The following is a 24,342-nucleotide window of genomic DNA, read 5'->3' as shown; positions in this document are numbered from 1 at the left end:
ACGATCCGCGCGATATCGGCCTCAACGCACCCCGTGCGGCCGGAACTGGACACTGATCCGGCCACCGGCCGCGCGGGCGGACTTGGGGATCGCGTGCTCCCAGGTCCGCTGACACGAGCCGCCCATGACGATGAGGTCGCCGTGCCCGAGCGGGCGGCGCACGACGGGTCCGCCGGCGACGGGCCGCAGCGCCAGGTCCCGCGGCGTCCCGACCGACAGGATGGCGACCATCGTGTCCTCGCGGGCCCCGCGCCCGATCCGGTCCCCGTGCCAGGCGACGCTGTCCCGCCCGTCCCGGTAGAAACACAGCCCCGCCGTGGTGAACGGCTCCCCCAACTCCTCGGCGTAGTACGCGGACAGCGTGTCCCGCGCCGCATCGAGCACCGGGTCCGGGAGCCGCTCCCCCGCCCCGTAGAACTTCAGCAGCCGCGGCACGTCGACCATCCGCTCGTACATCTGCCGCCGCTCGGCCTTCCAGGGCACATCCCGGGCCAACCGCTCGTACACCTCATCGGCCCCGCGCAGCCACCCCGGCAACACGTCGATCCACGCCCCGCCCCCGAGCACGGTGCGACGCACGCCATCGAGCGGCCCGAGCGCCACCACCTCGTCCTGATCGAACAGCGATCCCTGCAGCATGCCCCCACCGTAACCAATTAATCGAACGTATGCGCGATACGCCTGGTGGAAGCCCAGCGGGACCACCACACGCGGGGGTCGCACGTGGCCCATCTCACCCGCCCCGCCGACCCGCCGCATCAAAGCCGCACCCACCCCGGAACCCGCCGTTCCGGAGGTATCCCGCACCGCGTGCCACCGCATCCGAAAGCGGTGGCGGCCGCGGCGCGCCACCGGCCGACAAACGGTGCGCGGCATCCCGAAACGCGGCCGTAAAGTTTGGGGATGCAGCTCATCCAGTCGACCAAGCTCTCCAACGTCTGCTACGAGATCCGGGGCCCGGTTCTCGAAGAAGCGATGCGGCTGGAGGCGGCAGGGCACCGCATCCTGAAGCTCAACACCGGCAACCCGGCGGCGTTCGGCTTCGAGTGCCCGCCCGAGATCCTCGAGGACATGCTCCGCAACCTCGGGGACGCGCACGGCTACGGCGACGCCAAGGGCCTCCTTGCAGCCCGCCGCGCCGTGATGATGCACTACCAGACCCTCGGCGTGGAGACCGACGTCGAGCACGTCTTCATCGGCAACGGCGTCTCCGAGCTGATCGTGATGGCCATGCAGGGGCTGCTCGACGACGGCGACGAGGTACTCGTCCCCGCGCCGGACTATCCGCTGTGGACCGCCGCCGTCTCGCTCTCCGGCGGCACCGCCGTGCACTACCGCTGCGACGAGCAGGCGGACTGGATGCCGGACCTCGCCGACATCGAGCGCAAGGTGACCGACCGCACCAAGGCGATCGTCATCATCAACCCCAACAACCCCACCGGCGCCGTCTACAGCGACGAGATGCTGCGCGGCATCACCGACATCGCCCGCCGCCACAACCTCCTCGTCTGCTCCGACGAGATCTACGACAAGATCCTCTACGACGGCGCCACGCACACCCCCACCGCCGCCATCGCGCCGGACCTGATGACGCTCACCTTCAACGGCATGTCGAAGGCGTACCGCGTGGCCGGCTACCGCGTCGGCTGGATGGCGATCTCCGGACCGCGCGCGCACGCGGAGTCGTACATCGAGGGCCTGACGATCCTGGCGAACATGCGCCTGTGCGCGAACATGCCGGGCCAGCACGGCGTCGTCGCGGCACTCAGCGGACGCCAGACGGTCAACGATCTGGTGCTGCCCGGCGGGCGGCTGAAGGAGCAGCGGGACGTCGCGTACGAGCTGCTCACCCAGATCCCCGGCGTGACCTGCGTAAAGCCCAAGGGCGCCCTGTACCTCTTCCCACGCCTCGACCCCAAGGTCTTCAAGGTCAAGGACGACCGGCAGATGGTGCTCGACCTGCTGCGGGCCGAGAAGATCATGGTGGTGCACGGCACCGGCTTCAACTGGCCGGAGCCCGACCACTTCCGCGTCGTCACGCTGCCCGACACCCGGCAGCTGACGGAGGCCGTGACCCGGATCGGCAACTTCCTGGACGGCTACAGCCAGCCGTGACACGCGGAGCACCCGCCACTTTGGACAGGTTCTAAATTAGACAGAATCTAAGGTACGATGGAGGCCAAGCTGACACGCATGCCCTGGAGGCCTCCCATGTACGAGCCGATCCGCACCAAGTCGGTCCACTCGACCGGGGTCGACAGCGGCGAATTCCCGCACCGCTCCCGCGAGGAGGAGCTGGACATCCAGCTCGCCGGCCACCTGAGCGCGCTGCTCGCCGTCACCGACGAGCTGCGCGCACTGCGCCCGTCGGCCGACCTGGACGAGGCGGCCGACGCGCTGGCCGCACAGGTCGCCCGGCTGCGCGGCGGCCTGATGCCGGTCCGCGCCACGGTGGCCGCCGCCATCCACGAGCCGAGCGTCGACGCCCTGCACCAGCGCGCCCACGCCCTCGCGGGCCGCGCCCTGGTCGTCGCGGCCTCCCGGGCCGACACGGCCGCCGCGATCCTGGCCGCCCAGCGCATGGAGGCCCACGCACTCGTCGCCGCCTAGGTCCTGCCCTGCACGACACGACCGAGCCCCCGCACGCCATTGTGCGGGGGCTCGGCCGTGTCAGGACCGGCGGCCTCAGCCGAGCCGGTCCACCAGCTTGCGGTACTCGTCCCACAGCTCCGTCGGCGTGTGGTCGCCGAACGTGTTGAGGTGCGCGGGCACGAGCGACGCCTCGTCGCGCCACGCCTCCTTGTCCACCGTCAGCAGGAAGTCCAGGTCGGCGTCGGCCAGGTCGAGGCCCTTCGTGTCCAGGGACTCCTTGGTCGGCAGGATGCCGATCGGCGTCTCGACGCCCTCGGCGCGGCCGTCGAGGCGGTCCACGATCCACTTCAGGACGCGCGCGTTCTCACCGAAGCCGGGCCACACGAACTTGCCGTCCGCGTTCTTCCGGAACCAGTTGACGTAGTAGATCTTCGGCAGCTTGGCGGCGTCCTTATTGGCACCGACCTTCACCCAGTGCGCCATGTAGTCGCCCATGTTGTAACCGCAGAACGGCAGCATGGCGAACGGGTCGCGGCGCAGCTCGCCGACCTTGCCCTCGGCGGCGGCGGTCTTCTCGGAGGCCACGTTCGCGCCGAGGAAGACGCCGTGGTTCCAGTCGAAGGACTCGGTGACCAGCGGCACGGCCGAGGCGCGGCGGCCGCCGAACAGGATCGCCGAGATCGGCACGCCCTTCGGGTCCTCCCACTCGGGCGCGATGATCGGGCACTGCGAGGCGGGCGTCGTGAAGCGGGCGTTGGGGTGCGCGGCCGGCGTGCCGGACTCGGGCGTCCAGGAGTTGCCCTTCCAGTCCGTGAGGTGCGCCGGGGTCTCCTCGGTCATCCCCTCCCACCACACGTCGTTGTCGTCGGTGAGCGCCACGTTCGTGAAGACGGAGTTGCCCCACAGCGTCTTCATCGCGTTGGCGTTGGTGTGCTCGCCGGTGCCGGGCGCGACGCCGAAGAAGCCGGCCTCGGGGTTGATCGCGTAGAGCCGGCCGTCCTCGCCGAACCGCATCCAGGCGATGTCGTCACCGATCGTCTCGACCGTCCAGCCGGAGATCGTGGGCTCCAGCATCGCGAGGTTGGTCTTGCCGCACGCGGACGGGAAGGCCGCGGCGACGTACTTCGACTCACCCTGCGGCGGCGTCAGTTTGAGGATCAGCATGTGCTCGGCGAGCCAGCCCTCGTCGCGCGCCATGACGGACGCGATGCGCAGGGCGTAGCACTTCTTGCCGAGCAGGGCGTTGCCGCCGTAGCCGGAGCCGTACGACCAGATCTCGCGGTCCTCGGGGAAGTGCGAGATGTACTTCGTGGAGTTGCACGGCCACGGCACGTCCGCCTCGTCGGGGCCCAGCGGGGCGCCCAGCGTGTGCACGGCCTTCACGAAGAAGCCGTCCTCACCCAGTTCGTCGAGGACCGGCTGACCCATCCGGGTCATCGTGCGCATGGAGACGGCCACGTAGGCCGAGTCGGTGATCTCGACGCCGATCGCGGACAGCGGCGAGCCGAGCGGCCCCATGCAGAACGGGACGACGTACATGGTCCGTCCGCGCATCGACCCACGGAAGATCCCCCCGTTCCCCTCGTTGCCCCGGAAGCTGTTTTCTTCTCCCCTAAAGATGGCCCGCATCTCGGCGGGGGCCTTCCAGTGGTTCGTGGGGCCCGCGTCCTCCTCCTTCTCGGAGCAGATGAACGTACGGTCCTCGACGCGCGCGACATCGGACGGGTCGGAGGCGGCGTAGTACGAGTTGGGGCGCTTGATGGGGTCGAGCTTCTTGAACGTCCCCTTCGCGACGAGCTCTTCGGCGAGGCGCTCGTACTCGGCCTCGGAGCCGTCACACCAGACCACACTGTCCGGCTGCGTCAGTTCGGCGATCTCGTTGACCCACGAGATCAGTTCCTGGTGGTTCGTCGGGAGGGTGTCCAGGGAGGGAGCCGCGATGTCGCGCGCCACGATCGCTCCTAAATGAGGGGTTCTGAGGTTGATTGCCCCGTGGGGGCTGCGACCCGGACGCTGCGCCTCCCAATCCACTGGAGCTCAGTGGGCGCTCATCCGGTGCCGACCGCACTCATTTGATCATCCGACCGAAACGCCCATCTGTCCAGGGGGCCTCACAAGTGAGCGAAGTGAGCATCACCACTCAAAGGGTCCGTTACCTACGGTCGCGTAGGTACCATGCCGGGATGAGCGTTGCCACCGAGCAGACAGAGGTCCCAGCCACCCAGCCTTCCGCGCTGAAGCCGAGACTGCGCGGCTGGCTGCACGCGGGCATGTTCCCCGCCGTGCTGATCTCGGGCATCTTCCTCACGGCACTCGCGGACTCCACGCGCGGCCGGATCGCGTGCGCCATCTTCGTACTGAGCGCCTGCCTGCTGTTCGGCGTGAGCGCGCTCTACCACCGCGGGAACTGGGGGCCGCGCGCCGACGGGGTGCTGCGCAGGCTCGACCACGCGAACATCTTCCTGATCATCGCCGGTACGTACACGCCGCTCACGATGCTGCTGCTGCCCGGCGCCAAGGGCGACGCACTGCTGTGGGGCATCTGGGTGGCGGCCGCGGCCGGCATCGCCTTCCGCGTGTTCTGGGTCGGTGCCCCGCGCTGGCTCTACACGCCGTGCTACATCGCGATGGGCTGGGCCGCGGTCTTCTTCCTGCCGGACTTCATGCGCACGGGCGGCATCGCGGTGCTCGTCCTGGTGGTCGTCGGCGGGCTGCTCTACAGCGCGGGCGGTGTCATCTACGGCATCAAGCGCCCGAACCCGTCCCCGCGCTGGTTCGGCTTCCACGAGGTCTTCCACTCGCTCACGCTCGCGGCGTTCATCGTCCACTACGTCGGCATCTCGCTGGTGGCGTACCAGCACGGCTGACCCACCCCTCCCCTTCTTCACGGCCGCGGCTCACCAGCCGCGGCCGTTTTGCGTTTCCGAGGGTGCCTCTTTATTGACAGACACTATGAACTGACAGCTACTCTCATTTCATGGTTACTGTCACTCAGCAGGTGGAGTCGCGCCCGGACCCACGGCGCTGGTGGGCCCTCGGGGCCCTGGTCGCGAGCATGCTCGTGCTCGGTTTCGACATGACGATCCTCAACGTGGCGCTCCCGACGATCGCCGGGGATCTGGGCGCCACCACGGGCCAGCAGCAGTGGATGGCGGACGCGTACATCGTGGTGTTCGCCGCCCTGATGCTCCCGGCGGGACTGCTCGGCGACCGGTTCGGGCGGCGCCGGATGCTGATCGGCGGACTCGGTGTCTTCCTCGCCGCGTCCGTCGTGGGCGCGTTCGCCGGCGACGTGGGCTGGGTGATCGCGGCCCGCGCGCTGATGGGCGTCGGCGGCGCCTTCGTGATGCCGCTCGCCATGTCGGTCATCCCCTCGCTGTTCGCGCGGGACGAGCAGACGAAGGCGATCGGGGCCATCTCCGCGGCCTCCGCGCTCGGGATGCCGCTCGGCCCCATCATCGGCGGCTGGCTGCTCGACCACTTCTGGTGGGGCTCGGTGTTCGTACTGAACGTGCCGATGGTCGCGATCGGCATCACCGCCTGCCTGTTCCTGCTCCCCGAGAGCCGGGACCCGGCCGCGCCCAAGGTCGACCTCGTCTCCACCGTGCTCACCGCGCTCGGCCTCGGCACCCTCATCTACGCGATCATCGAGGGCCCCGAGAAGGGCTGGTCGAGCGCCGTCGTGCTCGGCGGATTCCTCGCGTCCGTCGTCCTCATCGGCGCGCTGGTGCTGCGCGAGCGACGCGTCGCGCGGCCCATGCTCGACCTCTCACTCCTGTCCCACCGGGGCTTCCTCACCAACACCCTGGCGGCGACGCTCGGCATGTTCATCATGGCCGGGATGCTGTTCCTGCTGCCGCAGTACCTCCAGGCGGTGCTCGGCATCGACTCGCTCGGCACCGGGCTGCGCATGGTGCCGATGATGGGCGGGATGCTCGTCGCGGCGCGGCTGGCGCAGCCCCTGGTCGCGAAGTTCGGGGCGCGGGCGGTGATCTGCGTGGCCCTGGTGGTCCTCGCCTTCGCCGCGTTCCTCGGGGCGCGCACCACCGTCGACTCCGGGTACGGCTTCACGGCGCTGTGGCTGTCGATCGCCGGGATCGGCATCGCCTTCGCGATGATCCCCGCGATGGGCGGCGCCATGGGCGCGCTCGCCAAGGACCAGGCGGGCCGCGGCTCGGGCCTGCTGTCCACGGTGCGGCAGACCGGTTCCGCGCTCGGCGTGGCCCTGGTCGGCGCCCTCGTCTCCGGCGCCTACGCGGGCCGCCTCGCCACGGCGGGGCTGCCCGACGCGGCGGCGGACGTGGCGCGCGACTCCGTGATCGGCGCGCACGTGGTCGCCGGGAAGCTCGGCGACCGGGCGCTCGCCGCCTCGGCGGACGGCGCGTTCGTCCACGGCATGGACCTGGCCCTGGTCGTCATCGGCATCGTCGCCCTGGCCGCCGCGCTGCTGACGGCGGTGCTGCTGCCCGGCCCCGAGAAGGCAGGACCCGCTCCCGACCCGGAGGTCGCCCCGGTCGGCGCCGATGCCTGAGAATGAGCGCCATGGCCGCGTCAGCACAGCAGCCCGCGGAGCCCAAGGTGGGGCTCCGCGAGCGCAAGAAGATCAAGACCAGAACGGCGATCCGTGAGGCGACGTACCGCCTGATCGATGAGCAGGGATACGACGCGACCACGGTCGAGCAGATCGCCGAGGCCGCGGAGGTGTCCCCGTCCACGGTCTTCCGGTACTTCCCGACCAAGGAGGACATCGTCCTCACGGACGAGTTCGACCCGATCCTGGAGCAGGAACTGCTCAAGCGGCCCATGGACGAGTCGATCGCCGACTCCGTGCGGTACGTCGTCGACCGCAGCCTGGAACTCGCGTTCGCGGACGAACGGCCGGAGATCACCCGGCTTCGGACCCGGCTCCAGGTCGAGACGCCCGCGGTGCGCTCCCGGATGATGGAGTCGATGTCCGTCACCGGACAGCTGATGTGCCGGGTCATCGCCGGACGCACCGGCCGGAACGCCGCCGACCTCGAGGTCCGCGTCTACGCCATGGCCCTGGTCGGCGCCCTGATGCAGGCCACGATGTACTGGGCCGAGCACGACCACGAGGACGACCTGCGCGAGCTCGTGCTGCGCGCCCTCGACACGGTGCAGCACGGGCTCTGAGGCGTACGGGCTACGCCTGCGACTCCCCCAGCATCCGCCGCAACTGCTCGACATCGGTCACCGGCGCGTCGCACACGAAGTGCCGGCACACGTACGCCGCCTCGCCCCCGTCGACGAGCGGCCGGTCGGCGAGCAGCGGAAGCTCGTCGCTGCCCTCCGGGCCCGCGGCGACGACGGCGCCGGGAGCGGTCCCGGTGAGCGCCGCGTGGTGCAGCCGCCCGCCGACCTCCCCCACGACCGCGATCTCGCGCGGCCCGTCGAGCAGCGCCTCGGCGACCGCGAGCCCGTTCCCGATGAACCGCGGCGCCCGCGGGCCGAGCGCCTTGACCACGCCGAGGGCGCGCTCGGCGGCGGTGCGGTGCGGCTCGGAGCCGGTGTGCGCGGCGTACGACAGGAGGGCGCCCGCAGCGGCGGTCCAGCCCGAGGGCACGGCGTTGTCGGTCGGGTCCTGGGGCCGGCGGATGAGCTTCTCCGCGTCGACGGCCGTGTCGTACAGCGCGCCGCTCTCCGGGTCGGTGAACCGGTCGAGGACGTGGTCGAGCAGGAACCCCGCGAACTCCAGCCACACGCCCTCGCCGGTCACGGACGCGAGCGCGAGGAACCCCTCGGCGACGTCCGCGTAGTCCTCCAGAACCCCCGCGTTGCCTCCGACGTGCCCGTCCTTGCTGGTCCGCGCGAGCCGCGCCAGCGGGTCCATGTGCAGGCGTACGAGCAGATCACCGGCGCACACGGCGGCGTCCACCAAGTCCTGCCGGCCGAAGTACGCGCCGGTCTCGGCGAGCGCGGCGATCGCGAGCCCGTTCCACGCGGCGACGACCTTGTCGTCCCGACCGGGCGCGGGCCGCCGGGACCTGGCCTCGCGGAGCCGCTCCCGGATCCGCTCGATCTGCCCGGCGTCGAACACCCCGTCGTCCTGCGGAAGCTGGAGCACGGAGGCGCCCTCCTCGAAGGTGCCCTCCTCCGTGACGCCGAAGCGCCGGGCCGCGACCTGCGCATCGTCCTCACCGAGCACCTCGGTGAGCTGCTGCGGCGTCCACACGTAGTACGCGCCCTCGACGTGCTTCCCGCTGACCGGATCCTCACTGTCGGCGTCGAGCGCGGACGCGAACCCGCCCTCGTTCGTCCGCAGCTCCCGCACCATGAAGTCGGCGGTCTCCAGAGCGACCCGCTTGGCCAGCTCACTACCCGTGGAACGCCACAGATGCGCATACGCCCGACACAGCAACGCGTTGTCGTACAGCATCTTCTCGAAGTGCGGCACCGTGAACTCCCGGTCCACGGAGTACCGCGCGAACCCGCCGCCGAGCTGGTCGTAGATCCCGCCGCGCGCCATCCGCTCGCACGTGTCGGTGGCCATCTGCAGCGCGCCCTCGGCGCCGGTGCGCGCGTGGTGGCGCAGCAGGAACTCGATCACCATGGACGGCGGGAACTTCGGCGCGCCCCCGAAGCCGCCGTACGTCGCGTCGTACTCGCGCGTGAGCCCGAGCAGCGCCTGCGCCAGCTCGTTCTCGCCCGGCAAATCCGTGTTCCCGTACGGCAGTTCCCGCGCGGCCAGATCCGCGGTGATCTTCCCGGCGACCTCGGTGACCTCCCCGTGCCGCTCGGTCCACGCGTCCCGCACGCCGTGCAGGACCTGGGTGAACGAGGGCATGCCGTGGCGCGGCTCGGGCGGGAAGTACGTGCCGAAGTAGAACGGCTCGGCGTCCGGCGTGAGAAACACGGTCATGGGCCAGCCGCCGTGCCCGGTGGCGGCCTGCACGGCCTCCATGTAGACGGCGTCGACGTCGGGGCGCTCTTCGCGGTCGACCTTGATGTTGACGAAGTTCTCGTTCAGGACGGCGGCGGTGGCCTCGTCCTCGAACGACTCGTGTGCCATGACATGACACCAGTGGCAGCTCGAATACCCGACGCTGAGCAGCACCGGCACCCCGCGCCGCTGCGCCTCCGCGAAGGCCTCGGCCGACCAGGGCCACCAGTCCACCGGGTTGTCGGCGTGCTGGAGGAGGTAGGGGGACGTTTCATGGGCCAGTCGGTTCGGCATGTCTCCCATCCTCGCTCATGGCGATCCGCGTCGCGTCTCTGATCGCCGGGACCCTCGCGCCGACACCCCATACGCAGCACACTTGACCCGTACTGTCGCCACCGGAGGGGGACCGAAGATGCGGGACAGCCATCGGGCGGAAGCCGAACGGCTGTTGGCCCGGGCCGTCGAAGAAGAGGTCAGGCGTTCGGGCGGGCGTGCGGACGGCGCCGTGCTGCTGTCGCGGGCGAAGGGCGCGCTCGACGCGATGGGGCGCAGCGCGGCCGACGAGTACGAGGCGTTCACGCGGGCGCTCGACGAGGCCGACGCGGGGCGGATGACGTTCGGGCAGCGGTTCGCCAAGGAGGGTGGGTCAACGCCGTTGATGGTGGCGGGGGTTGGTGCCGTCACCGCCTGTGTGGCCGATCTGGTGCTCGGGGCGGGGACCGGGACGGCCGTGGGTGCGGGTGTCGCCGTCGCCGTGCTGGGGTCCGCCGCGACCGTCGCGAAGGTGACCGCTTCGCACGTGCCGGCCGCGAGCCGCAGCGCCGGGGCACGCAATCAGCCGGGCGGGCCGGAGCAGCTGCGGCTGCAGTGGCTGACTGCGCTTGAGGTGCGGGGTATCAGGCCGTTCCTCGATCAGCAGCGGGTGCTCGCGGCGAGCACCGGGACGTCGAAGAAGACGGTGGGGCCGCAGCTGCGCCGTACCGACAAGAGCGCGGCCGCGCGGCGGCGGAGCGTGCTTGAGCAGTCGTTCGGTCAACTCCCGGAGCCCGAGGGGCCGTTCGCCGGTCGGCGGGCCGCCATGTCGCAGATCGCGCAGTGGGTGCACGCGGCGCGGGCCAGCACCGAGACCCGGCCGACCGTGGTGGTGCTGCACGGGGATCCGGGTTCGGGCCGTACGACGCTCGCGGTGCGCGCGGCGCACGCGCTGCGGGACCAGTTCCGCGGGGCGTGCGTGGTGGATCTGCGGGGCGACCGCCCGGACGCGCCGCCGCTGCCCACGCGGGACGCCCTGCTGCATCTGCTCAACCGGCTGGGAGCGCCGCGCGAGCAGCTGCTCTTCCGTGAGCGGTCCTCGCAGGAGCAGCAGGTCAAGCGGCTCAGCGAGCTGTACCACCAGCATCTGACCGGGCTGCCGGTCACGATCGTGCTCGACGACGCGGCGGGCGCGGAGCAGGTGCGTACGCTCGTCCCCGAGCGCTCCGACAGCCTCGTGATCGTCACCGCGCGTGAGCCGCTCGAACTCGGCAACGACACGCCCGCCTGGGTGCACCACCTGCCGGTCGAGGCGCTCGACGCGGCGGGCGCGGAGGAGCTGCTGCGGGAGGCCGCGGAGGACCCGAGCGGCCCTTATGACGCCGAATCCGCGGACGCCGTAAGGGAGTTGTGCGGCGGCCTGCCGCTGGCGCTGCGCGTCGCGGGCTCCGCGATCGGGCCGCGTACGACGCGTCAGCTCGCCGCCGATCTGGGCGCGTACGGACCCGTGGACCCGGTCGAGCGGGTGCTGTGGCTGCGCTACACCGACCAGTCCGAGCAGGGCAGGCGGCTGCTGCGGCGGCTCGCGCTCGCCGGGCGCGCCTCCCTCGGCTCGGCCGCCGCGGCGGCGCTGCTCGCCACGAATACCGCGGAGGCGAAGCGGCACCTGTCGGCGCTCGCGAACGCCGGGCTCGTCGACCACGTGCGCGGCAGCCGCTACCGCCTGCACGACCTCGTCCGCGCCTTCGCCCAGTCCCGCCTCGCCGACGAGGAGGAGCCCGCGGAGCGCACGGCCGCGCAGGAGCGCCTGATCCAGAACTACGCGGACCTGGCCGACTCGGTGATCCGCCTGGTCGACGGCAACATGTCGACGCGCGCGGGCCAGACCGGGCCGCACGGCTTCACGTCCCTGGACGCGGCGCTGCGCTGGCTGGACGACGAGTCGAGCTTCATCACGGCGGCGCTGCGGCACGCGGAGGGCGTCAACCAGGACGCGGTGCTCGGCCTGCTCGGCGCCCTGTGCGACTACTGCCTGCTGCGCGGCGACCTCTACCGGCTCGGTGAGATCCAGGAGCTGACGCAGTCCATCGACCAGGGCCTGCTCATGCGCTCGGTCCAGTGGCGCACGGGTATCGCGGCCCGCCAGCTCGGCGAGCTCGACAAGGCGCGTACGACGCTGTCCTCGGTGGTCGATCTCTACCGCGAGGCGCACCACAGGGCGGGCGAGGGCCGCGCGCTGTGCTCCCTCGGCATCACCCTGCACCACCAGGGTCAACTCGCCGAGGCGGCCGGGCGGTTGCGGGAGGCGCTCGACCTTCAGACGACGCCGGAGACGAAGGGCGACCGCGGCTGGACGCTGCACGCGCTCGCGGCGGTCGAGCGCGACCGGGCGAACGTACGCATGTCGCTCGCCCTGCTCACCGACGCGTTCGCCCTGCACCGCGAGAACGAGTCGCTGCACGGCGAGGCGTGGGCGCACTTCCAGCTCGGCCAGCTCTGCCTGCGGATGGGCAACGTGCCGCGTGCGGAGGAGGAGCTGCGGGAGGCGCTCGACCTGTACGGGCAGACCCGTGACGGCCGCGGCCAGGCCTGGGCGCTGACCGAGATGGCCCGCGCCCGGCTCATGGACGGCGAGGCCTCCACGGCGGTCGACGGCCTGCGCCAGGCGGCCTCCCGGCACCGTGAGAACGAGGACGCGCGCGGCGAGGCGTGGACGTACTACTACCTGGGCCAGGCCCTGGAGGAGACCGGCGACCTCGACAAGGCGGTGCGGGAGCTGGAGCGCTCACGCACGATGTTCTCCCGGATGCGCGACGTCTACGGACTGGCCTGCGCCCGCCACCACTCGGCGCGCGTCACCCGCGACGAGCGGGCCGCGCAGACGGGCTCGCTGCGCAACTCCGGCTTCGCACGGCAGCTCCTGGTCGACGCCCGCGCCGACTTCCAGCGCATCGGCGTGCCGCACGGCGAGGCGTGGACGTGTCTGGAGCTGGCGGTGGTGGACGCGGGCAACGCCAAGCTCGCGCAGGCGATGGAGCTGTGCGAGGAGGCGGCGGGCATCTTCGCCGGGTACGAGGACCGCAGGGGTGAGGACTGGGCGACGTTCCTGCGCTGCACTCTGCTGCCGTACGCCTCGCCCGGCGGCTCGGAGATCGGCACGGCGGTCGCCCAGGAGGAGCTGTCGCAGCTCGCCCGCGCCACGCATCCGGCCCGCGACGGAAAGCTCGACGACTACGTGGAGGCGTACCAGCTGCTCCTGGAGCGGGGCGTGGACCTGGACGCCGGCTGGCAGGCCTGGCGCCTCGGCATGGTCCCGAACCGGCACTCGCGGGACGTCATGGGCGTCGCCAAGGAGGCCCAGCGGTCGTAGGCACGACGCGTCTCCCCACCCGCCCTGAACATGACAGGAAGGGGGCGCGCGCCGGACAGTGCAACGGCCCCGCGCTCTCGTGCGCGGGGCCGACGGCGGGGTCAGGCGGACTTCTGCCCGGCGTCCTTGCCGCTCGTCGCACCGGCGGGCTCGTCCGACTTCTCCTTGAAGTCGACCTTGCCCATGTGCTTGTTCATCGACTTCATCAGGCCCCAGACCGCGACGGCCATCACGGCGAAGACGATGAAGCCGAGCACGCCCGGAGTCACCTTGTTCTCGTCGACCTCCTTGGCGGCAAGGGGGACGAGATGGGTCAATGCCAGATTCGCGTTCACATCAGGCATTGTGTCGGATGCCCGCGAAGAGGTCGTCCTCGGGGAGGGAGGTATCGACGAGCGACTTCGCGAGCTCGTACTCCTCCGTCGGCCAGACCTCCTGCTGGATGTCCATCGGCACGCGGAACCAGCCGCCGTCGGGGTCGATCTGCGTGGCGTGCGCGATCAGCGCCTTGTCACGGATCCCGAAGAAGTCGGCGCACGGCACGTGCGTGGTCAGCGTGCGCTCGGTCCGCGCCATGTCGTCCCAGCGCTTGAGCCAGTCCCCGTACGGGGACTCCATGCCGCGCTCAAGGAGCGCGTTGTGCAGCGCCTCGGTGCGCGGCCGGTTGAAGCCCTGGTTGTAGTAGAGCTTCTTCGGCTGGTAGACGGGGCCGAACTCGTCCTCGGGGTACTTCTCGGCATCGGCCGCACCGTCGAAGGCCACCATCGTGATCTTGTGGGTCATGATGTGGTCGGGGTGCGGGTAGCCGCCGTTCTCGTCGTACGTCGTGATGACCTGCGGACGAAAAGCTCGGATCTGCTTGACCAGGGCGCCGGCCGCATGGTCGACGTCCTCCAGGGCGAAGCAGCCCTCCGGCAGCGGCGGCAGCGGGTCGCCCTCGGGCAGCCCCGAGTCGACGAAGCCCAGCCAGTCCTGCTTGACGCCGAGGATCTCGCGCGCCTCGTCCATCTCCTTGCGGCGCACCTCCCGGATGTTCTCCTCGACGTACTTGTCGCCCTGGAGCTTCGGGTTGAGGATGGAGCCGCGCTCGCCGCCCGTGCAGGTCACTACGTGTACGTCCACCCCCTCGGACACGTACTTGGCCATGGTGGCCGCGCCCTTCGACGACTCGTCGTCGGGGTGGGCGTGAACGGCCATCAGTCGCAGCTGCTCAGTCAAGACAAGATCCTCGGTGAGTTATGTGGCGCCCGGGTTCCATCGGTGCAAGGGGCGGCTTCTATAGTGACGGAACCGGGGGGCGGAAAATTCCGGTGCCCGGGAACAGGTCGGGCGACGCGAGAGGAACTGGCGGATGAGCGCCGTGCAGCAGCTGCCCGAGGGCCGATACGGATCCTCACGCTCCGCCGACGCCCGCGCCGACCGCAAGCTGAAGATCACCGGAATCGTGCTCGGCGCCCTGTTCGCGGCGCTGATGATCTGGTTCGGCTGGTACTACGTCGTCGGCGGCAGCAAGTTCAGCGGCGAGGTCATCGCCTTCGACACGAACAAGCACGACGTCCAGGTCCACATGGAGATCCGTAAGGACGCCGACGCCACCGGCTACTGCACGATCCGCTCGCAGGACGCCGCCGGCGCCGAGGTGGGACGCGCCGACTTCCGCTTCGACCAGAAGAGCGAGCGGATCGACAAGGTCGTCACGCTGAAGACGACGGGCGACGGCACGACCGCCGAGCTCCTGGGCTGCCACGCCGACTGATTGTCGATTCGGGCCGGTGAAACGGCGGGCGCTGACCTGCGCCGACGCAACGCTGATGCCTTTTGTCCTCCCCCTTTCACGCCTGAATTGTTAGGCTCGTGGTTTCGCCCACTCAGTAGGGAACATCCTTCTGGGTAGGGCGATGCTTTGTATACCCAGTACCTACGAGGAGCGACCTGTGACCCAGACCAGCGAAGACGTCACCTGGCTGACGCAGGAGGCGTACACCAAGCTGAGGGACGAGCTGGCGTACCTGTCTGGTCCCGCGCGCGAGGAGATCACTCAGAAGATCGCCGCGGCGCGCGAGGAGGGCGACCTGCGGGAGAACGGCGGGTACCACGCGGCCAAGGAGGAGCAGGGCAAGCAGGAGCTCCGCATCCGCCAGCTGACCCAGCTCCTGGAGAAGGCCAAGGTCGGCGAGGCCCCGGCGGCGACGGGCGTGGTGGCGCCCGGCATGGTCGTCACGATCGCCTTCGACGGGGACGAGGACGACACCCTGGAGTTCCTGCTCGCCTCGCGCGAGTACGCGAGCAGCGACTTCGAGACGTACTCGCCCCAGTCCCCGCTCGGCACGGGGGTCAATGGCCACAAGGTGGGCGAGGACGTGGACTACGAGCTGCCGAACGGCAAGAAGGCCTCGGTCAGGATCCTCAAGGCGGAGCCCTTCAGCGGCTGACGCACTGCAGACACGTGAGTGGGGCCCCGCGGTACGCACACCGCGGGGCCCCACTCGTGTGTCAGGTCTTGTGTCAGGCCGCCTTGCGGTACTTGCGCACCGAGAGGGTGCGGAAGACGACGATGATCAGGACCGAATAGATCAGCGAGGCCCAGATCGGGTGCGCCATCGGCCAGGCGTCCGACGGGGAGAGTCCCGGGTCGCCGAAGAGCTGGCGGCACGCCTGGACGGTCGCGCTGAACGGGTTCCACTCGGCGACCGGCTGGAGCCAGCCCGGCATCTTGCTGGAGTCCACGAACGCGTTCGAGATGAACGTCACCGGGAACAGCCAGATCAGACCGCCGGAGGTGGCCGCCTCCGGAGTGCGGACCGAAAGCCCGATCAGTGCGCCGATCCATGTGAATGCATAGCCGAGCAGGAGCAGCAGGCCGAAGCCCGCCAGCATCTTGCCGAAGTTGGTCGGCTCGGCGGACCCCGGCCGCCAGCCCACCAGGAGTGCGACCCCCGCGAGGACTGCCAGCGTCACTGCCGTCTGGACCAGATCGGCGATGGTGCGCCCCGTGAGGACCGCACCACGGGCCATGGGCAGCGAACGGAACCTGTCGATGAGGCCCTTGTGCATGTCGTCGGCGATGCCCGCGCCCGCCCCGGCGGTGGCGAAGGTGACGGTCTGCGCGAAGATGCCGGCCATCAGGAAGTTCTTGTAGACGGCCGGGTCCGTGCTGTCGCCGATCTGCATCGAGCCGCCGAAGACGTACGTGAACAGGACCACGAACATCACGGGCTGGATGATCCCGAACAGGATCATCTCGGGGATCCGGGTCATCCGGATCAGGTTGCGCTTGCCTATGACCAGGGAGTCGTTCCAGGCGCTCATTTCTTCGCCCCCTTCGTCTCCTCGGTCGCATCGGCCGCGTCGGCGTCCTCCGCGACATGGCCGGTCAGCGAGATGAACACGTCGTCGAGGGTCGGGCGGCGCAGGCCGATGTCGTCGATCTCGATGCCGCGCGCGTCCAGGTCGCGGATGACCTCGGCGAGGAGCTTGGCGCCGCCGGTGACCGGGACGGTCAGCTTGCGCGTGTGCTCGTCGACGGCGGCCTCGCCCTTGCCGAAGCCGGCGAGGATCTCCCGGGCGGCGGCCATGTGCTCCCGCTCGTGCACCACGACCTCGACGCGCTCGCCACCGGTCTGGGCCTTGAGCTGGTCGGCGGTGCCGCGGGCGATGACGCGGCCGTGGTCCACGACGCAGATGTCGTGCGCCAGGTGGTCGGCCTCTTCCAGGTACTGGGTCGTGAGCAGCAGCGTCGTACCGCCGGCGACCAGTTCCTGGATCACCTCCCACAGCTGCTGCCGGTTGTGCGGGTCGAGGCCGGTCGTCGGCTCGTCCATGAACATCACCGGCGGGGAGACGACGAGGGCGGCCGCGAGGTCGAGCCTGCGGCGCATGCCGCCCGAGTACGTCTTGGAGGGGCGGTCGGCGGCGTCCACGAGGTTGAAGCGCTCGAGGAGTTCGACGGACCGCTTCTTGGCGTCCTTCTTGGACAGCTGGTAGAGCTGACCGACCATCTGCAGGTTCTCGCGCCCCGTCAGATATTCGTCGACCGCGGCGAACTGGCCGGACAGGCCGATGGAGCGCCGCACTTCGTTCGGGTTCTTCAGTACGTCGATGCCCGCGACGACCGCCTTGCCACTGTCCGGCGTGAGCAGGGTCGTCAGGCAGCGCACCGCCGTCGTCTTCCCCGCCCCGTTCGGCCCCAGCAGGCCGAGGACCGTGCCCTCCGGTACGTCCAGATCGACGCCGTCCAGAGCCCTTACATCGCCGAAGGTCTTCACCAGACCTTCGGCGTAGATGGCGCCTGGCATTGGTTCCCCCAGTGTGTGGGTGTTACCTGATGCGTGCTGTGCCCGCGTACGCGGCGTTACATGACGTACGCGGCCTTGCGTGAAGAAAGTGTAAATTTGCCGGGCCGTACGTGCCCGCCGAACGAGTGAAGCGCGCCACACACTAACGCGATGTATCGCGTACCGCCACGGAATTACTCGATGACGGTGTAGCCCGCTTCCCGGAGCGCCACGCCGACCTCGGTGCAGTGCGCGGGACCCTTGGTCTCCAGGTGCAGCTCCACCTCCGCCTCCGTGAGCCCGAGCCGTGGATCGGTCCGTACGTGGCTCACGTCGGTGACGTTGGCGTCGGCCACTGACAACACCTGGAGGAGCGTGGCCAGGGCGCCGGGGCGGTCGGTGAGACGCAGCCGCAGCGACAGGTAGCGGCCCGCGGCGGCCAGTCCGTGGGTGAGGACGCGCTGCATCAGGAGCGGGTCGATGTTGCCGCCGGACAGCAGCGCGACGACCGGGCCCTCGAAGGCGCCGGGCTCGCTCAGGAGCGCCGCCACGGGGCTCGCGCCCGCGGGCTCGACGACCAGCTTGGCGCGCTCCAGGCAGAGCAGCAGCGCGCTGGAGAGCGCGTCCTCCGAGACCGTACGGACGTCGTCGACGAGGCCGGAGACGAGCCCGAACGGGACGTCGCCGGGCCGCCCCACCTTGATCCCGTCGGCCATCGTCGACGGGGCCTTGATCGCGACCGGGTGCCCGGCGGCCAGCGAGGGCGGGTACGCGGCCGCGCCCGCCGCCTGCACGCCGATCACCTTCACGTCGGGCCGCAGCGCCTTCACCGCGACCGCGATGCCGGCCGCGAGTCCGCCGCCGCCGACGCCGACCAGGATCGTGCGCACCTCCGGGCACTGCTCCAGGATCTCCAGGCCGAGCGTGCCCTGGCCCGCGACGACGTCCGGGTGGTCGAAGGGGTGGATGAACACCGCCCCGGTCTGCTCCGCGTACTCCTGGGCCGCGGCGAGGGTCTCGTCGACCACCTGGCCGTGCAGACGCACCTCGGCCCCGTACGAGCGGGTCGCGGCGACCTTCGGCAGGGGCGCGCCGACCGGCATGAACACCGTGGAGCGCACGCCGAGGAGCGAGGAGGCGAGGGCCACGCCCTGCGCGTGGTTGCCCGCGCTCGCGGCCACGACCCCGGCCGCGCGCTCCTCGGGCAGCAGCCCCGCGATCCGCACATAGGCGCCGCGCAGCTTGAAGGATCCGGTGCGCTGGAGGTTCTCGCACTTGAGGTGGACCGGCGTCCCGGCCAGCTGGGAGAGGTGGTGGCTGTGCGCCATCGACGTCACCCGTGCCACCCCGGAAAGCATCTTCTGGGCGCCTCGGACGTCGTCGAGGGTGACCGCGGGCGTCGGGGCGGGCAAGTAGTCAGACGCGCTGTTGCTCATGACGAAAGTCTTGCAGCTCACGGCGGGCGGCTCTCGGGATGCTCACGCTGCGAGACCGGATTGCGCACGGCCGGTACGGCCAGCGCTTTCGCCGCGTACCCTGTGGGCCAATCCAGTGCAATCCACCACCCACGCATGAAGTGAGCCCCCGGCCATGCCCACACCACAGGAAACGATGGACATGACGACCGCTGGTGACCCCGGCCTCCTCGAAACGCTCCAGCACGAGGTGGCGGTCTTCGCCCGTCGCGCCGAACAGACCCGGCTCGGCGGGGTCGGGCAGGTGCGCAATTCGATGGACCGAGCGGCCTATCTGCTGCTCAACCGCCTCGACAAGGAAGGCCCGATGGGCGTCAAGGCGCTCGCGTCGAGCATGGGGATCGACTCCTCGACGGTGACCCGCCAGGTCGCCCCGCTCGTCGACACAGGTCTCGTCAAGCGCACCTCTCACCCGGAGGACGGACGTGCGGTGGTGTTGCAGCTGTCGCCGCGCGGTGCGGCCCGGCTCGACGAGGTACGCACATCGAGGCAGGAACTGATGGCGCAGTTGACGCAGGAGTGGGAGCCGCAGGAGCGCGAGCAGTTCTGCGCGCTCCTCGCACGCTTCAATTCCGCGCTCTCCGCGCGCCACGGCCAGCCGACGCCGCCCGCCGACTCCTGACGGTCCCCGGGCACACCGGTACGGCACGAGCGGCTCCCGCCTCTTGACCAGGGAGCCGCGGTCGGCCTCATATGAAGGGTGCGAGAACGGCAGGCGTTGCGCGACGCCCGCCGGGCCCGTGAGTTCGAGGCGTTCGTCGCGGGCGCGGCCGGGCGGCTGCTGCGTGCCGCGACACTCCTGACGACGGAGCCCCCGGACGCCAACCCTCGCGCGCGAAAGCTGCTCACGACCGCCCTCGCCCGAACGTACGCCTCCTGGGACCGGCTTCGGGGCGAGGATCCCTACGACTGCGCGCGCAAGGAACTGGCCGTCCGGTTCGCCCGCGGCTCATGGCGCCAGCACCGCGCGCGTGGCGGCGCGTTGGGACGGCTGAGCCCCCAGGAGCGGCTCGTCCTCGTGCTGCGGCTCTTCGAAGGGGTCGGCGAGGAGCAGACCGCGTCGCTGCTCGGGCTGCCCACCGAGCGCGTCCGCACCGTGCACGCGCGGGCGATGGCCCTCGTCCTGCACCCGCCGCGCGGCCCCGCGCCCGCCGACCTACGAGGGGCGGCCCCGGTATGAGTCTCCAGGAGCGCAATGAGGCGGCCGTGCGCGCGGTGCTCGACGGCGGGCCCGCGCCCGTGGTGCCGGCGGAGCTGTGCGCCGACGCGATGCGCAAGGGCCGCCGCACGCGCAAGCGGCGCCGGGCGGCGGCGCGGCTCATGTGGTTCGTGCTGGTCGTCGCCGTCGTGGCGTTCGTCGTGTGGGCGACGGTCGAGCGGCCGTGGGTGGAGCCGCCCTCGAAGACGACTCCACAACTGACCGGCTGGTGAACTCCCCTACGGGGAGTACTACTTGTCGAGCGCCTGCTGGAGGTCCGCGAGCAGGTCGTCGACCGACTCGATGCCCACGGAGAGGCGTACGAGGTCGGCGGGGACCTCCAGGGCGGAGCCCGCGACGGAGGCGTGCGTCATCCGGCCGGGGTGCTCGACGAGGGACTCGACGCCGCCCAGGGACTCGCCGAGCGTGAAGAGCTTCGCCCTGTTGCAGACCTCGACGGCCGCCTCCTCGCCGCCCTCGACCTGGAACGACACCATGCCGCCGAACGCCTTCATCTGCTTGGCGGCGATCTCGTGCCCGGGGTGCTCGGGCAGACCCGGGTAGAGCACCTTCGTGACCCGCGGGTGGCGGGAGAGCATCTCGGCGACGCGGGTCGCGTTCTCGCTGTGCCGGTCCATGCGCACGGGCAGCGTCTTGATGCCGCGCAGCACCAGCCAGGCGTCGAACGGGCCTGCCACCGCGCCCATCGCGTTCTGGTGGAACGCGAGGTCCTCGGCGAGGGCGTCGTCGTTGACGACGAGCGCGCCGCCGACGACGTCGGAGTGGCCGCCCATGTACTTGGTCATCGAGTGCACGACGACGTCGGCGCCGAGCGCCAGCGGCTGCTGGAGGTAGGGGCTGGCGAAGGTGTTGTCGACGACGAGCTTCGCCCCGGCCTCGCGGGCCACCTGGGCGACGACCGCGATGTCGGTGATGCCGAGGAGCGGGTTCGAGGGCGTCTCCACCCACACGGCCTTGGTCAGCGGGGTGATCGCGGCGCGCACCGACTCGACGTCGCTGGTGTCCGCCACCGAGAACTCGACGCCCCAGCGCATGACGACCTTCGCGAACAGCCGGAACGTGCCGCCGTACGCGTCGTTCGGGATGACCACGTGGTCGCCGGGGCTGAGCAGCGTGCGCAGCAGGCAGTCCTCGGCGGCGAGCCCGGAGGCGAAGGCGAGGCCGCGCCGGCCGCCCTCCAGGGCGGCGAGGTTCTCCTCCAGGGCGGTACGTGTCGGGTTGGCGCTGCGGCTGTACTCGTAGCCGCCGCGCAGGCCGCCCACGCCGTCCTGCTTGTACGTGGAGACCTGGTAGATCGGCGGGACGACGGCGCCGGTGACGGGGTCGGCCGTGTTGCCGGCGTGGATGGCGGTGGTCTCGAAGCCGCGGGGGGTGCTGCCGCTGTGGCTGTGCGTGTCGCTCATGGGGGCCGAGCGTAGGCGTTCGCGCGCGTGGAGGTGGGGCGCAGCGCCCTTTTGGCGCCACTGTGGCCGGGAACCCCGTGCCGGACCGGCACGTTAGCGTTGTTGATATGGGAATTCTCTGGGGGCTGATGGCCGCGGTCATGATCGGGCTCGTGGTGTCGCAGTTGCTGCGGCGCCGCGGCGGGATTCGGCAGGTCGCTCCGGGTTCACCGGACGCCGCGGACCCGGCCGACTACGGGTTCATGCTTCAGGAGGACCTGGACGTCCGGCTGCCGGGGCCCGACCAGGACCTGCTCGACGTGATGGCGGTCGTGCAGCGGAACCAGGACTTCACCGCGGCCTCCCAGCTGCTCGCCGGGACCGGCAAGGAGACCGAGACGCGGTGGGAGCGGGTGCAGGCGATCGCCGGTGCCGCCGCTCTCGAGGCCCAGCAGACGCCGCGGCTCGGTGCCGGGTGGCTGCACGCGTGGCGGTCGCAGGCGCCGAAGGACGCGGGCGGGGCGCAGGTCTTCGCCGAGTTCCTGGTGCAGCAGGCGTGGCGCGGCGGCGGCACTCCCGACGAGCAGCGGATCGTCCTGGAGGAGGCGCGCAATGCCTGTGACGAGGCGGCGCTGCTGGCTCCCGGCGACCCCGTCCCGCACATCACGCACCTCGCCGTCGCGCGCGGACTGGGCTATTCGCAGGCCGAGTTCGAGCAGCTGTGGCTGAAGATCCTCGACACCGCGCCGGGCCACATGGGCGCGCATCTGGCCGGACTTCGGTACTGGACGGAGAAGTGGCACGGCTCGCGCGAGCAGGCCTTCTCCTTCGCCGAGGCCGCCGCCGCGCGTGCGCCGCGCGGTTCCCTGCTCGCGGCGCTGCCGCTGTTCGCGCTGTACGAGCACGTGCCCGAGGTGAACCTGGTGCGCGGCTTCTACGAGAGCGAGGTCGTCACGAAGGCCCTGCACGGGGCGCTGTTCGCGGTGCACGCCGCGCGGCCCGACGACCCGATGCTCGCGCACGTACGGCACCTGCTGGTGTTCTTCCTGGTGCGCAGCGAGCGCTGGTCCGAGGCGATGCAGCAGCTGGTGCATGTCGACGGTCACGTGGGCGCGATCCCGTGGACCGCCGAGCCCGACCCGGCGGCCTCGTACGCCGTGTACCGGGCGCTCGCCGTCGCCGGTTACGAGGCGAACGGCGGAAGCCCGGCGACGCTGCGGCACTGACCCGGTCGATCACGTCGCGGCGCGCATGGCCGCTGCCGTGCGCCCCGCGTCGTACGTCTCCGGGACGCCCTCCAGGAACACCAGGCTGCCGGGCAGGTGGTCGGTGCGCAGCGGGAGGATCTCCTGGTAGGCGGGGGACGCGTACCAGGCGTGGGCCGCCTCCAGGTCGGGGAACTCGACCATCACGATGCCGCCGAGCGGCTCCCCCTCCAGCCACTCCCCCTTCTTGCCGTGGACCAGGAAGCGGCCGCCGTACGGGGCGAAGGTGGACTGGACGCGCTCGATGTACGTGAGGACGTCGGGGTGCGGTGCGCCGGGCGTGATGCCGAGTACGGCGATCGCGTAGGCGGTCATGGAAGAGCCCTCCCTCGGGTCCGGCCGGATCTGGCTTACGGGGTCGATCCTGCCGGGGCCCGGGGAGGGCGGCCATGACCTCTCAGGTCATGAAGGTCATGACGTCACGAAGGCCGTGAAGTCATGACCGGTGCGCGCGAGGCGCTCAGATGGTCGCCGCGTCGATCACGAAGCGGTAGCGCACGTCCGAGCCGAGGACCCGCTCGTACGCCTCGTTGACCTGGCTCGCCTCGATCAGCTCGATCTCGGCGCCGAGGCCGTGCTCGGCGCAGAAGTCGAGCATCTCCTGGGTCTCGGCGATGCCGCCGATCATGGAGCCGGCGAGCACCTTGTTGCCGCCGATGAGGGAGAACAGGTTGAGGGAGATCGGCTCCTCGGGGGCGCCGACGTTCACCAGGGCGCCGCCCGTCTTGAGCAGGCTCAGGTACGCGCCGAAGTCCACCTGCGCGGAGACCGTGGAGAGGATGACGTCGAAGGTGCCCGCGAGCTCCTCGAAGGTCTTCGGGTCGCTCGTCGCGTAGTAGTGGTCGGCGCCCAGCTTCAGGCCGTCGTCCTTCTTGCGCAGCGACTGCGAGAGGACGGTGACCTCCGCGCCGAGCGCGTGCGCGATCTTGACGCCCATGTGGCCGAGGCCGCCGAGGCCGACGACCGCGACCTTCTTGCCGGGGCCCGCGCCCCAGTGCTTCAGCGGGGAGTACGTGGTGATGCCGGCGCAGAGCAGCGGCGCGGCCACGTCGAGGGCGAGGCCCTCGGGGATGTTGACGACGAAGCCCTCGGTGACGACGACCTTCTGCGAGTAGCCGCCGTAGGTGGGCTCGCCGTCCTTGCCGACGCCGTTGTACGTCTGGACGTTCCCCTTGACGCAGTGCTGCTCGAACCCGGACTTGCAGGGCTCGCACTCGCCACAGGAGTCGACCATGCAGCCGACGCCGACGCGGTCGCCGACCTTGAACTTGGTGACGCCCGAGCCGACGGCCTCCACGACACCGGCGATCTCGTGGCCCGGGACCATCGGGAAGATGGCCTCGCCCCAGCCCTCGCGGGCCTGGTGGATGTCGGAGTGACAGATTCCGGCGAACTTGATGTCGATCAGTACGTCGTGCTCGCCGACGGTGCGGCGCTCGATGGTGGTGCGCTCCAGCGGGGCCTTGGCGCTGGGAGCGGCGTATGCGGCAACAGTCGTGGTCATGTCCTCAAGCCTGCTACCGGTCCGCCCGGATCGCCAAAGAATACGCAGGTCACCGCTTTGCGTACGTTCAGTGGTCCTACTACTGGCGGGGTCAGGCTGCCGGTCGTA

Annotated in this window: 23 protein-coding genes; 12 read left to right on the top strand and 11 right to left on the bottom strand. The window is 70.7% G+C overall.

What is annotated here, in order from left to right:
* Nucleotides 1-21: 21 nt before the first annotated feature.
* A complete protein-coding gene (locus ACYSUO_RS12270) occupies nucleotides 22-639 on the bottom strand; it encodes an alpha-ketoglutarate-dependent dioxygenase AlkB (protein WP_461776099.1) in 618 nt (205 codons plus the stop codon).
* A gap of 264 nt (nucleotides 640-903) precedes the next feature.
* Here ACYSUO_RS12270 and ACYSUO_RS12265 point away from each other — a divergent pair, with 264 nt between their 5' ends.
* On the top strand, nucleotides 904-2,115 hold the full coding sequence (locus ACYSUO_RS12265) for a pyridoxal phosphate-dependent aminotransferase (RefSeq protein WP_403990758.1): 1,212 nt from the start codon (nucleotides 904-906) through the stop codon (nucleotides 2,113-2,115).
* 96 nt (nucleotides 2,116-2,211) lie between these two features.
* A complete protein-coding gene (locus ACYSUO_RS12260; protein ID WP_461776098.1) occupies nucleotides 2,212-2,610 on the top strand; it encodes an SCO4983 family protein in 399 nt (132 codons plus the stop codon).
* Between the two features lie 75 nt (nucleotides 2,611-2,685).
* Here the strand turns inward: ACYSUO_RS12260 and ACYSUO_RS12255 are convergent, their stop codons facing one another.
* Nucleotides 2,686-4,545, bottom strand: coding sequence for a phosphoenolpyruvate carboxykinase (GTP) (locus ACYSUO_RS12255; protein WP_461776097.1), 1,860 nt, complete (start codon nucleotides 4,543-4,545; stop codon nucleotides 2,686-2,688).
* A gap of 230 nt (nucleotides 4,546-4,775) precedes the next feature.
* Between ACYSUO_RS12255 and trhA the strand changes: the two genes are divergently transcribed.
* The 3 genes from trhA (at nucleotide 4,776) to ACYSUO_RS12240 (ending at nucleotide 7,746) form a co-directional block, all read left to right on the top strand.
* Nucleotides 4,776-5,459: a PAQR family membrane homeostasis protein TrhA gene (trhA, locus tag ACYSUO_RS12250; protein ID WP_461776096.1), complete on the top strand. Its 684-nt coding sequence runs from the start codon at nucleotides 4,776-4,778 to the stop codon at nucleotides 5,457-5,459.
* A 110-nt stretch (nucleotides 5,460-5,569) separates the two neighbouring features.
* The gene (locus ACYSUO_RS12245) at nucleotides 5,570-7,123 is read left to right on the top strand and encodes a DHA2 family efflux MFS transporter permease subunit (protein WP_461776095.1); all 1,554 of its coding nucleotides are present in this window, start codon (nucleotides 5,570-5,572) and stop codon (nucleotides 7,121-7,123) included.
* A gap of 11 nt (nucleotides 7,124-7,134) precedes the next feature.
* Complete coding sequence (locus ACYSUO_RS12240; RefSeq protein ID WP_461776094.1) at nucleotides 7,135-7,746, top strand: TetR/AcrR family transcriptional regulator; 612 nt, start codon at nucleotides 7,135-7,137, stop codon at nucleotides 7,744-7,746.
* A gap of 10 nt (nucleotides 7,747-7,756) precedes the next feature.
* Here the strand turns inward: ACYSUO_RS12240 and ACYSUO_RS12235 are convergent, their stop codons facing one another.
* Nucleotides 7,757-9,787 carry a thioredoxin domain-containing protein gene (locus ACYSUO_RS12235; RefSeq protein WP_461776093.1) on the bottom strand — a complete coding sequence of 677 codons (2,031 nt, stop codon included), beginning with the start codon at nucleotides 9,785-9,787 and terminating at the stop codon, nucleotides 7,757-7,759.
* 118 nt (nucleotides 9,788-9,905) lie between these two features.
* On the opposite strand from ACYSUO_RS12235, the gene ACYSUO_RS12230 reads away from it, so the two are divergent.
* Entirely contained in the window at nucleotides 9,906-13,115 is a 3,210-nt protein-coding gene (locus ACYSUO_RS12230) for a tetratricopeptide repeat protein (protein ID WP_461776092.1), read from the top strand.
* Between the two features lie 101 nt (nucleotides 13,116-13,216).
* Here the strand turns inward: ACYSUO_RS12230 and ACYSUO_RS12225 are convergent, their stop codons facing one another.
* Together ACYSUO_RS12225 and mca are read right to left on the bottom strand one after the other, a co-directional pair.
* Nucleotides 13,217-13,459 carry a hypothetical protein gene (locus ACYSUO_RS12225; RefSeq protein ID WP_266713511.1) on the bottom strand — a complete coding sequence of 81 codons (243 nt, stop codon included), beginning with the start codon at nucleotides 13,457-13,459 and terminating at the stop codon, nucleotides 13,217-13,219.
* On the bottom strand, nucleotides 13,452-14,333 hold the full coding sequence (gene mca, locus ACYSUO_RS12220; RefSeq protein ID WP_461776091.1) for a mycothiol conjugate amidase Mca: 882 nt from the start codon (nucleotides 14,331-14,333) through the stop codon (nucleotides 13,452-13,454). Before mca ends, ACYSUO_RS12225 begins: the two co-directional genes overlap by 8 nt.
* A gap of 133 nt (nucleotides 14,334-14,466) precedes the next feature.
* Between mca and ACYSUO_RS12215 the strand changes: the two genes are divergently transcribed.
* A complete protein-coding gene (locus ACYSUO_RS12215; RefSeq protein ID WP_461776090.1) occupies nucleotides 14,467-14,871 on the top strand; it encodes a DUF4307 domain-containing protein in 405 nt (134 codons plus the stop codon).
* 178 nt (nucleotides 14,872-15,049) lie between these two features.
* Entirely contained in the window at nucleotides 15,050-15,547 is a 498-nt protein-coding gene (gene greA / locus ACYSUO_RS12210) for a transcription elongation factor GreA (protein WP_426901537.1), read from the top strand.
* Between the two features lie 73 nt (nucleotides 15,548-15,620).
* On the opposite strand, the gene ACYSUO_RS12205 is transcribed toward greA, so the two are convergent.
* The 3 genes from ACYSUO_RS12205 to ilvA form a co-directional block, all read right to left on the bottom strand.
* Nucleotides 15,621-16,424: an ABC transporter permease gene (locus tag ACYSUO_RS12205; RefSeq protein WP_461776089.1), complete on the bottom strand. Its 804-nt coding sequence runs from the start codon at nucleotides 16,422-16,424 to the stop codon at nucleotides 15,621-15,623.
* Nucleotides 16,421-17,410: an ATP-binding cassette domain-containing protein gene (locus ACYSUO_RS12200; RefSeq protein ID WP_461776088.1), complete on the bottom strand. Its 990-nt coding sequence runs from the start codon at nucleotides 17,408-17,410 to the stop codon at nucleotides 16,421-16,423. Before ACYSUO_RS12200 ends, ACYSUO_RS12205 begins: the two co-directional genes overlap by 4 nt.
* A gap of 173 nt (nucleotides 17,411-17,583) precedes the next feature.
* Complete coding sequence (gene ilvA, locus ACYSUO_RS12195) at nucleotides 17,584-18,825, bottom strand: threonine ammonia-lyase (RefSeq protein WP_461776087.1); 1,242 nt, start codon at nucleotides 18,823-18,825, stop codon at nucleotides 17,584-17,586.
* A 175-nt stretch (nucleotides 18,826-19,000) separates the two neighbouring features.
* Between ilvA and ACYSUO_RS12190 the strand changes: the two genes are divergently transcribed.
* From ACYSUO_RS12190 to ACYSUO_RS12180, 3 genes are all read left to right on the top strand, one after another.
* Nucleotides 19,001-19,486 (top strand): MarR family winged helix-turn-helix transcriptional regulator, encoded by a 486-nt coding sequence (locus tag ACYSUO_RS12190; protein WP_266718819.1) that lies wholly within the window; start codon nucleotides 19,001-19,003, stop codon nucleotides 19,484-19,486.
* Between the two features lie 78 nt (nucleotides 19,487-19,564).
* Complete coding sequence (locus tag ACYSUO_RS12185; RefSeq protein ID WP_461776086.1) at nucleotides 19,565-20,044, top strand: sigma factor-like helix-turn-helix DNA-binding protein; 480 nt, start codon at nucleotides 19,565-19,567, stop codon at nucleotides 20,042-20,044.
* Nucleotides 20,041-20,295, top strand: a complete 255-nt coding sequence (locus ACYSUO_RS12180; RefSeq protein ID WP_426901547.1) for a hypothetical protein — start codon at nucleotides 20,041-20,043, stop codon at nucleotides 20,293-20,295. The genes ACYSUO_RS12185 and ACYSUO_RS12180 overlap by 4 nt, the downstream gene beginning before the upstream one ends.
* Before the next feature lie 18 nt (nucleotides 20,296-20,313).
* Here ACYSUO_RS12180 and ACYSUO_RS12175 read toward each other — a convergent pair whose 3' ends face one another.
* Complete coding sequence (locus ACYSUO_RS12175) at nucleotides 20,314-21,486, bottom strand: cystathionine gamma-synthase (protein WP_461776085.1); 1,173 nt, start codon at nucleotides 21,484-21,486, stop codon at nucleotides 20,314-20,316.
* Nucleotides 21,487-21,593: 107 nt separating this feature from the next.
* On the opposite strand from ACYSUO_RS12175, the gene ACYSUO_RS12170 reads away from it, so the two are divergent.
* Nucleotides 21,594-22,691 carry a hypothetical protein gene (locus ACYSUO_RS12170; RefSeq protein ID WP_426901551.1) on the top strand — a complete coding sequence of 366 codons (1,098 nt, stop codon included), beginning with the start codon at nucleotides 21,594-21,596 and terminating at the stop codon, nucleotides 22,689-22,691.
* Between the two features lie 9 nt (nucleotides 22,692-22,700).
* Here ACYSUO_RS12170 and ACYSUO_RS12165 read toward each other — a convergent pair whose 3' ends face one another.
* Both ACYSUO_RS12165 and ACYSUO_RS12160 read right to left on the bottom strand, forming a co-directional pair.
* Nucleotides 22,701-23,045, bottom strand: coding sequence for a DUF1330 domain-containing protein (locus tag ACYSUO_RS12165; RefSeq protein WP_461776084.1), 345 nt, complete (start codon nucleotides 23,043-23,045; stop codon nucleotides 22,701-22,703).
* Nucleotides 23,046-23,190: 145 nt separating this feature from the next.
* The gene (locus ACYSUO_RS12160) at nucleotides 23,191-24,234 is read right to left on the bottom strand and encodes an NAD(P)-dependent alcohol dehydrogenase (protein WP_461776083.1); all 1,044 of its coding nucleotides are present in this window, start codon (nucleotides 24,232-24,234) and stop codon (nucleotides 23,191-23,193) included.
* Between the last annotated feature and the right edge of the window lie 108 nt (nucleotides 24,235-24,342).

This window comes from Streptomyces sp. UC4497, from assembly GCF_054871485.1.
Note: the sequence above shows the minus strand (reverse complement) of the source record. Positions and strands in the feature narration are given on the sequence as shown.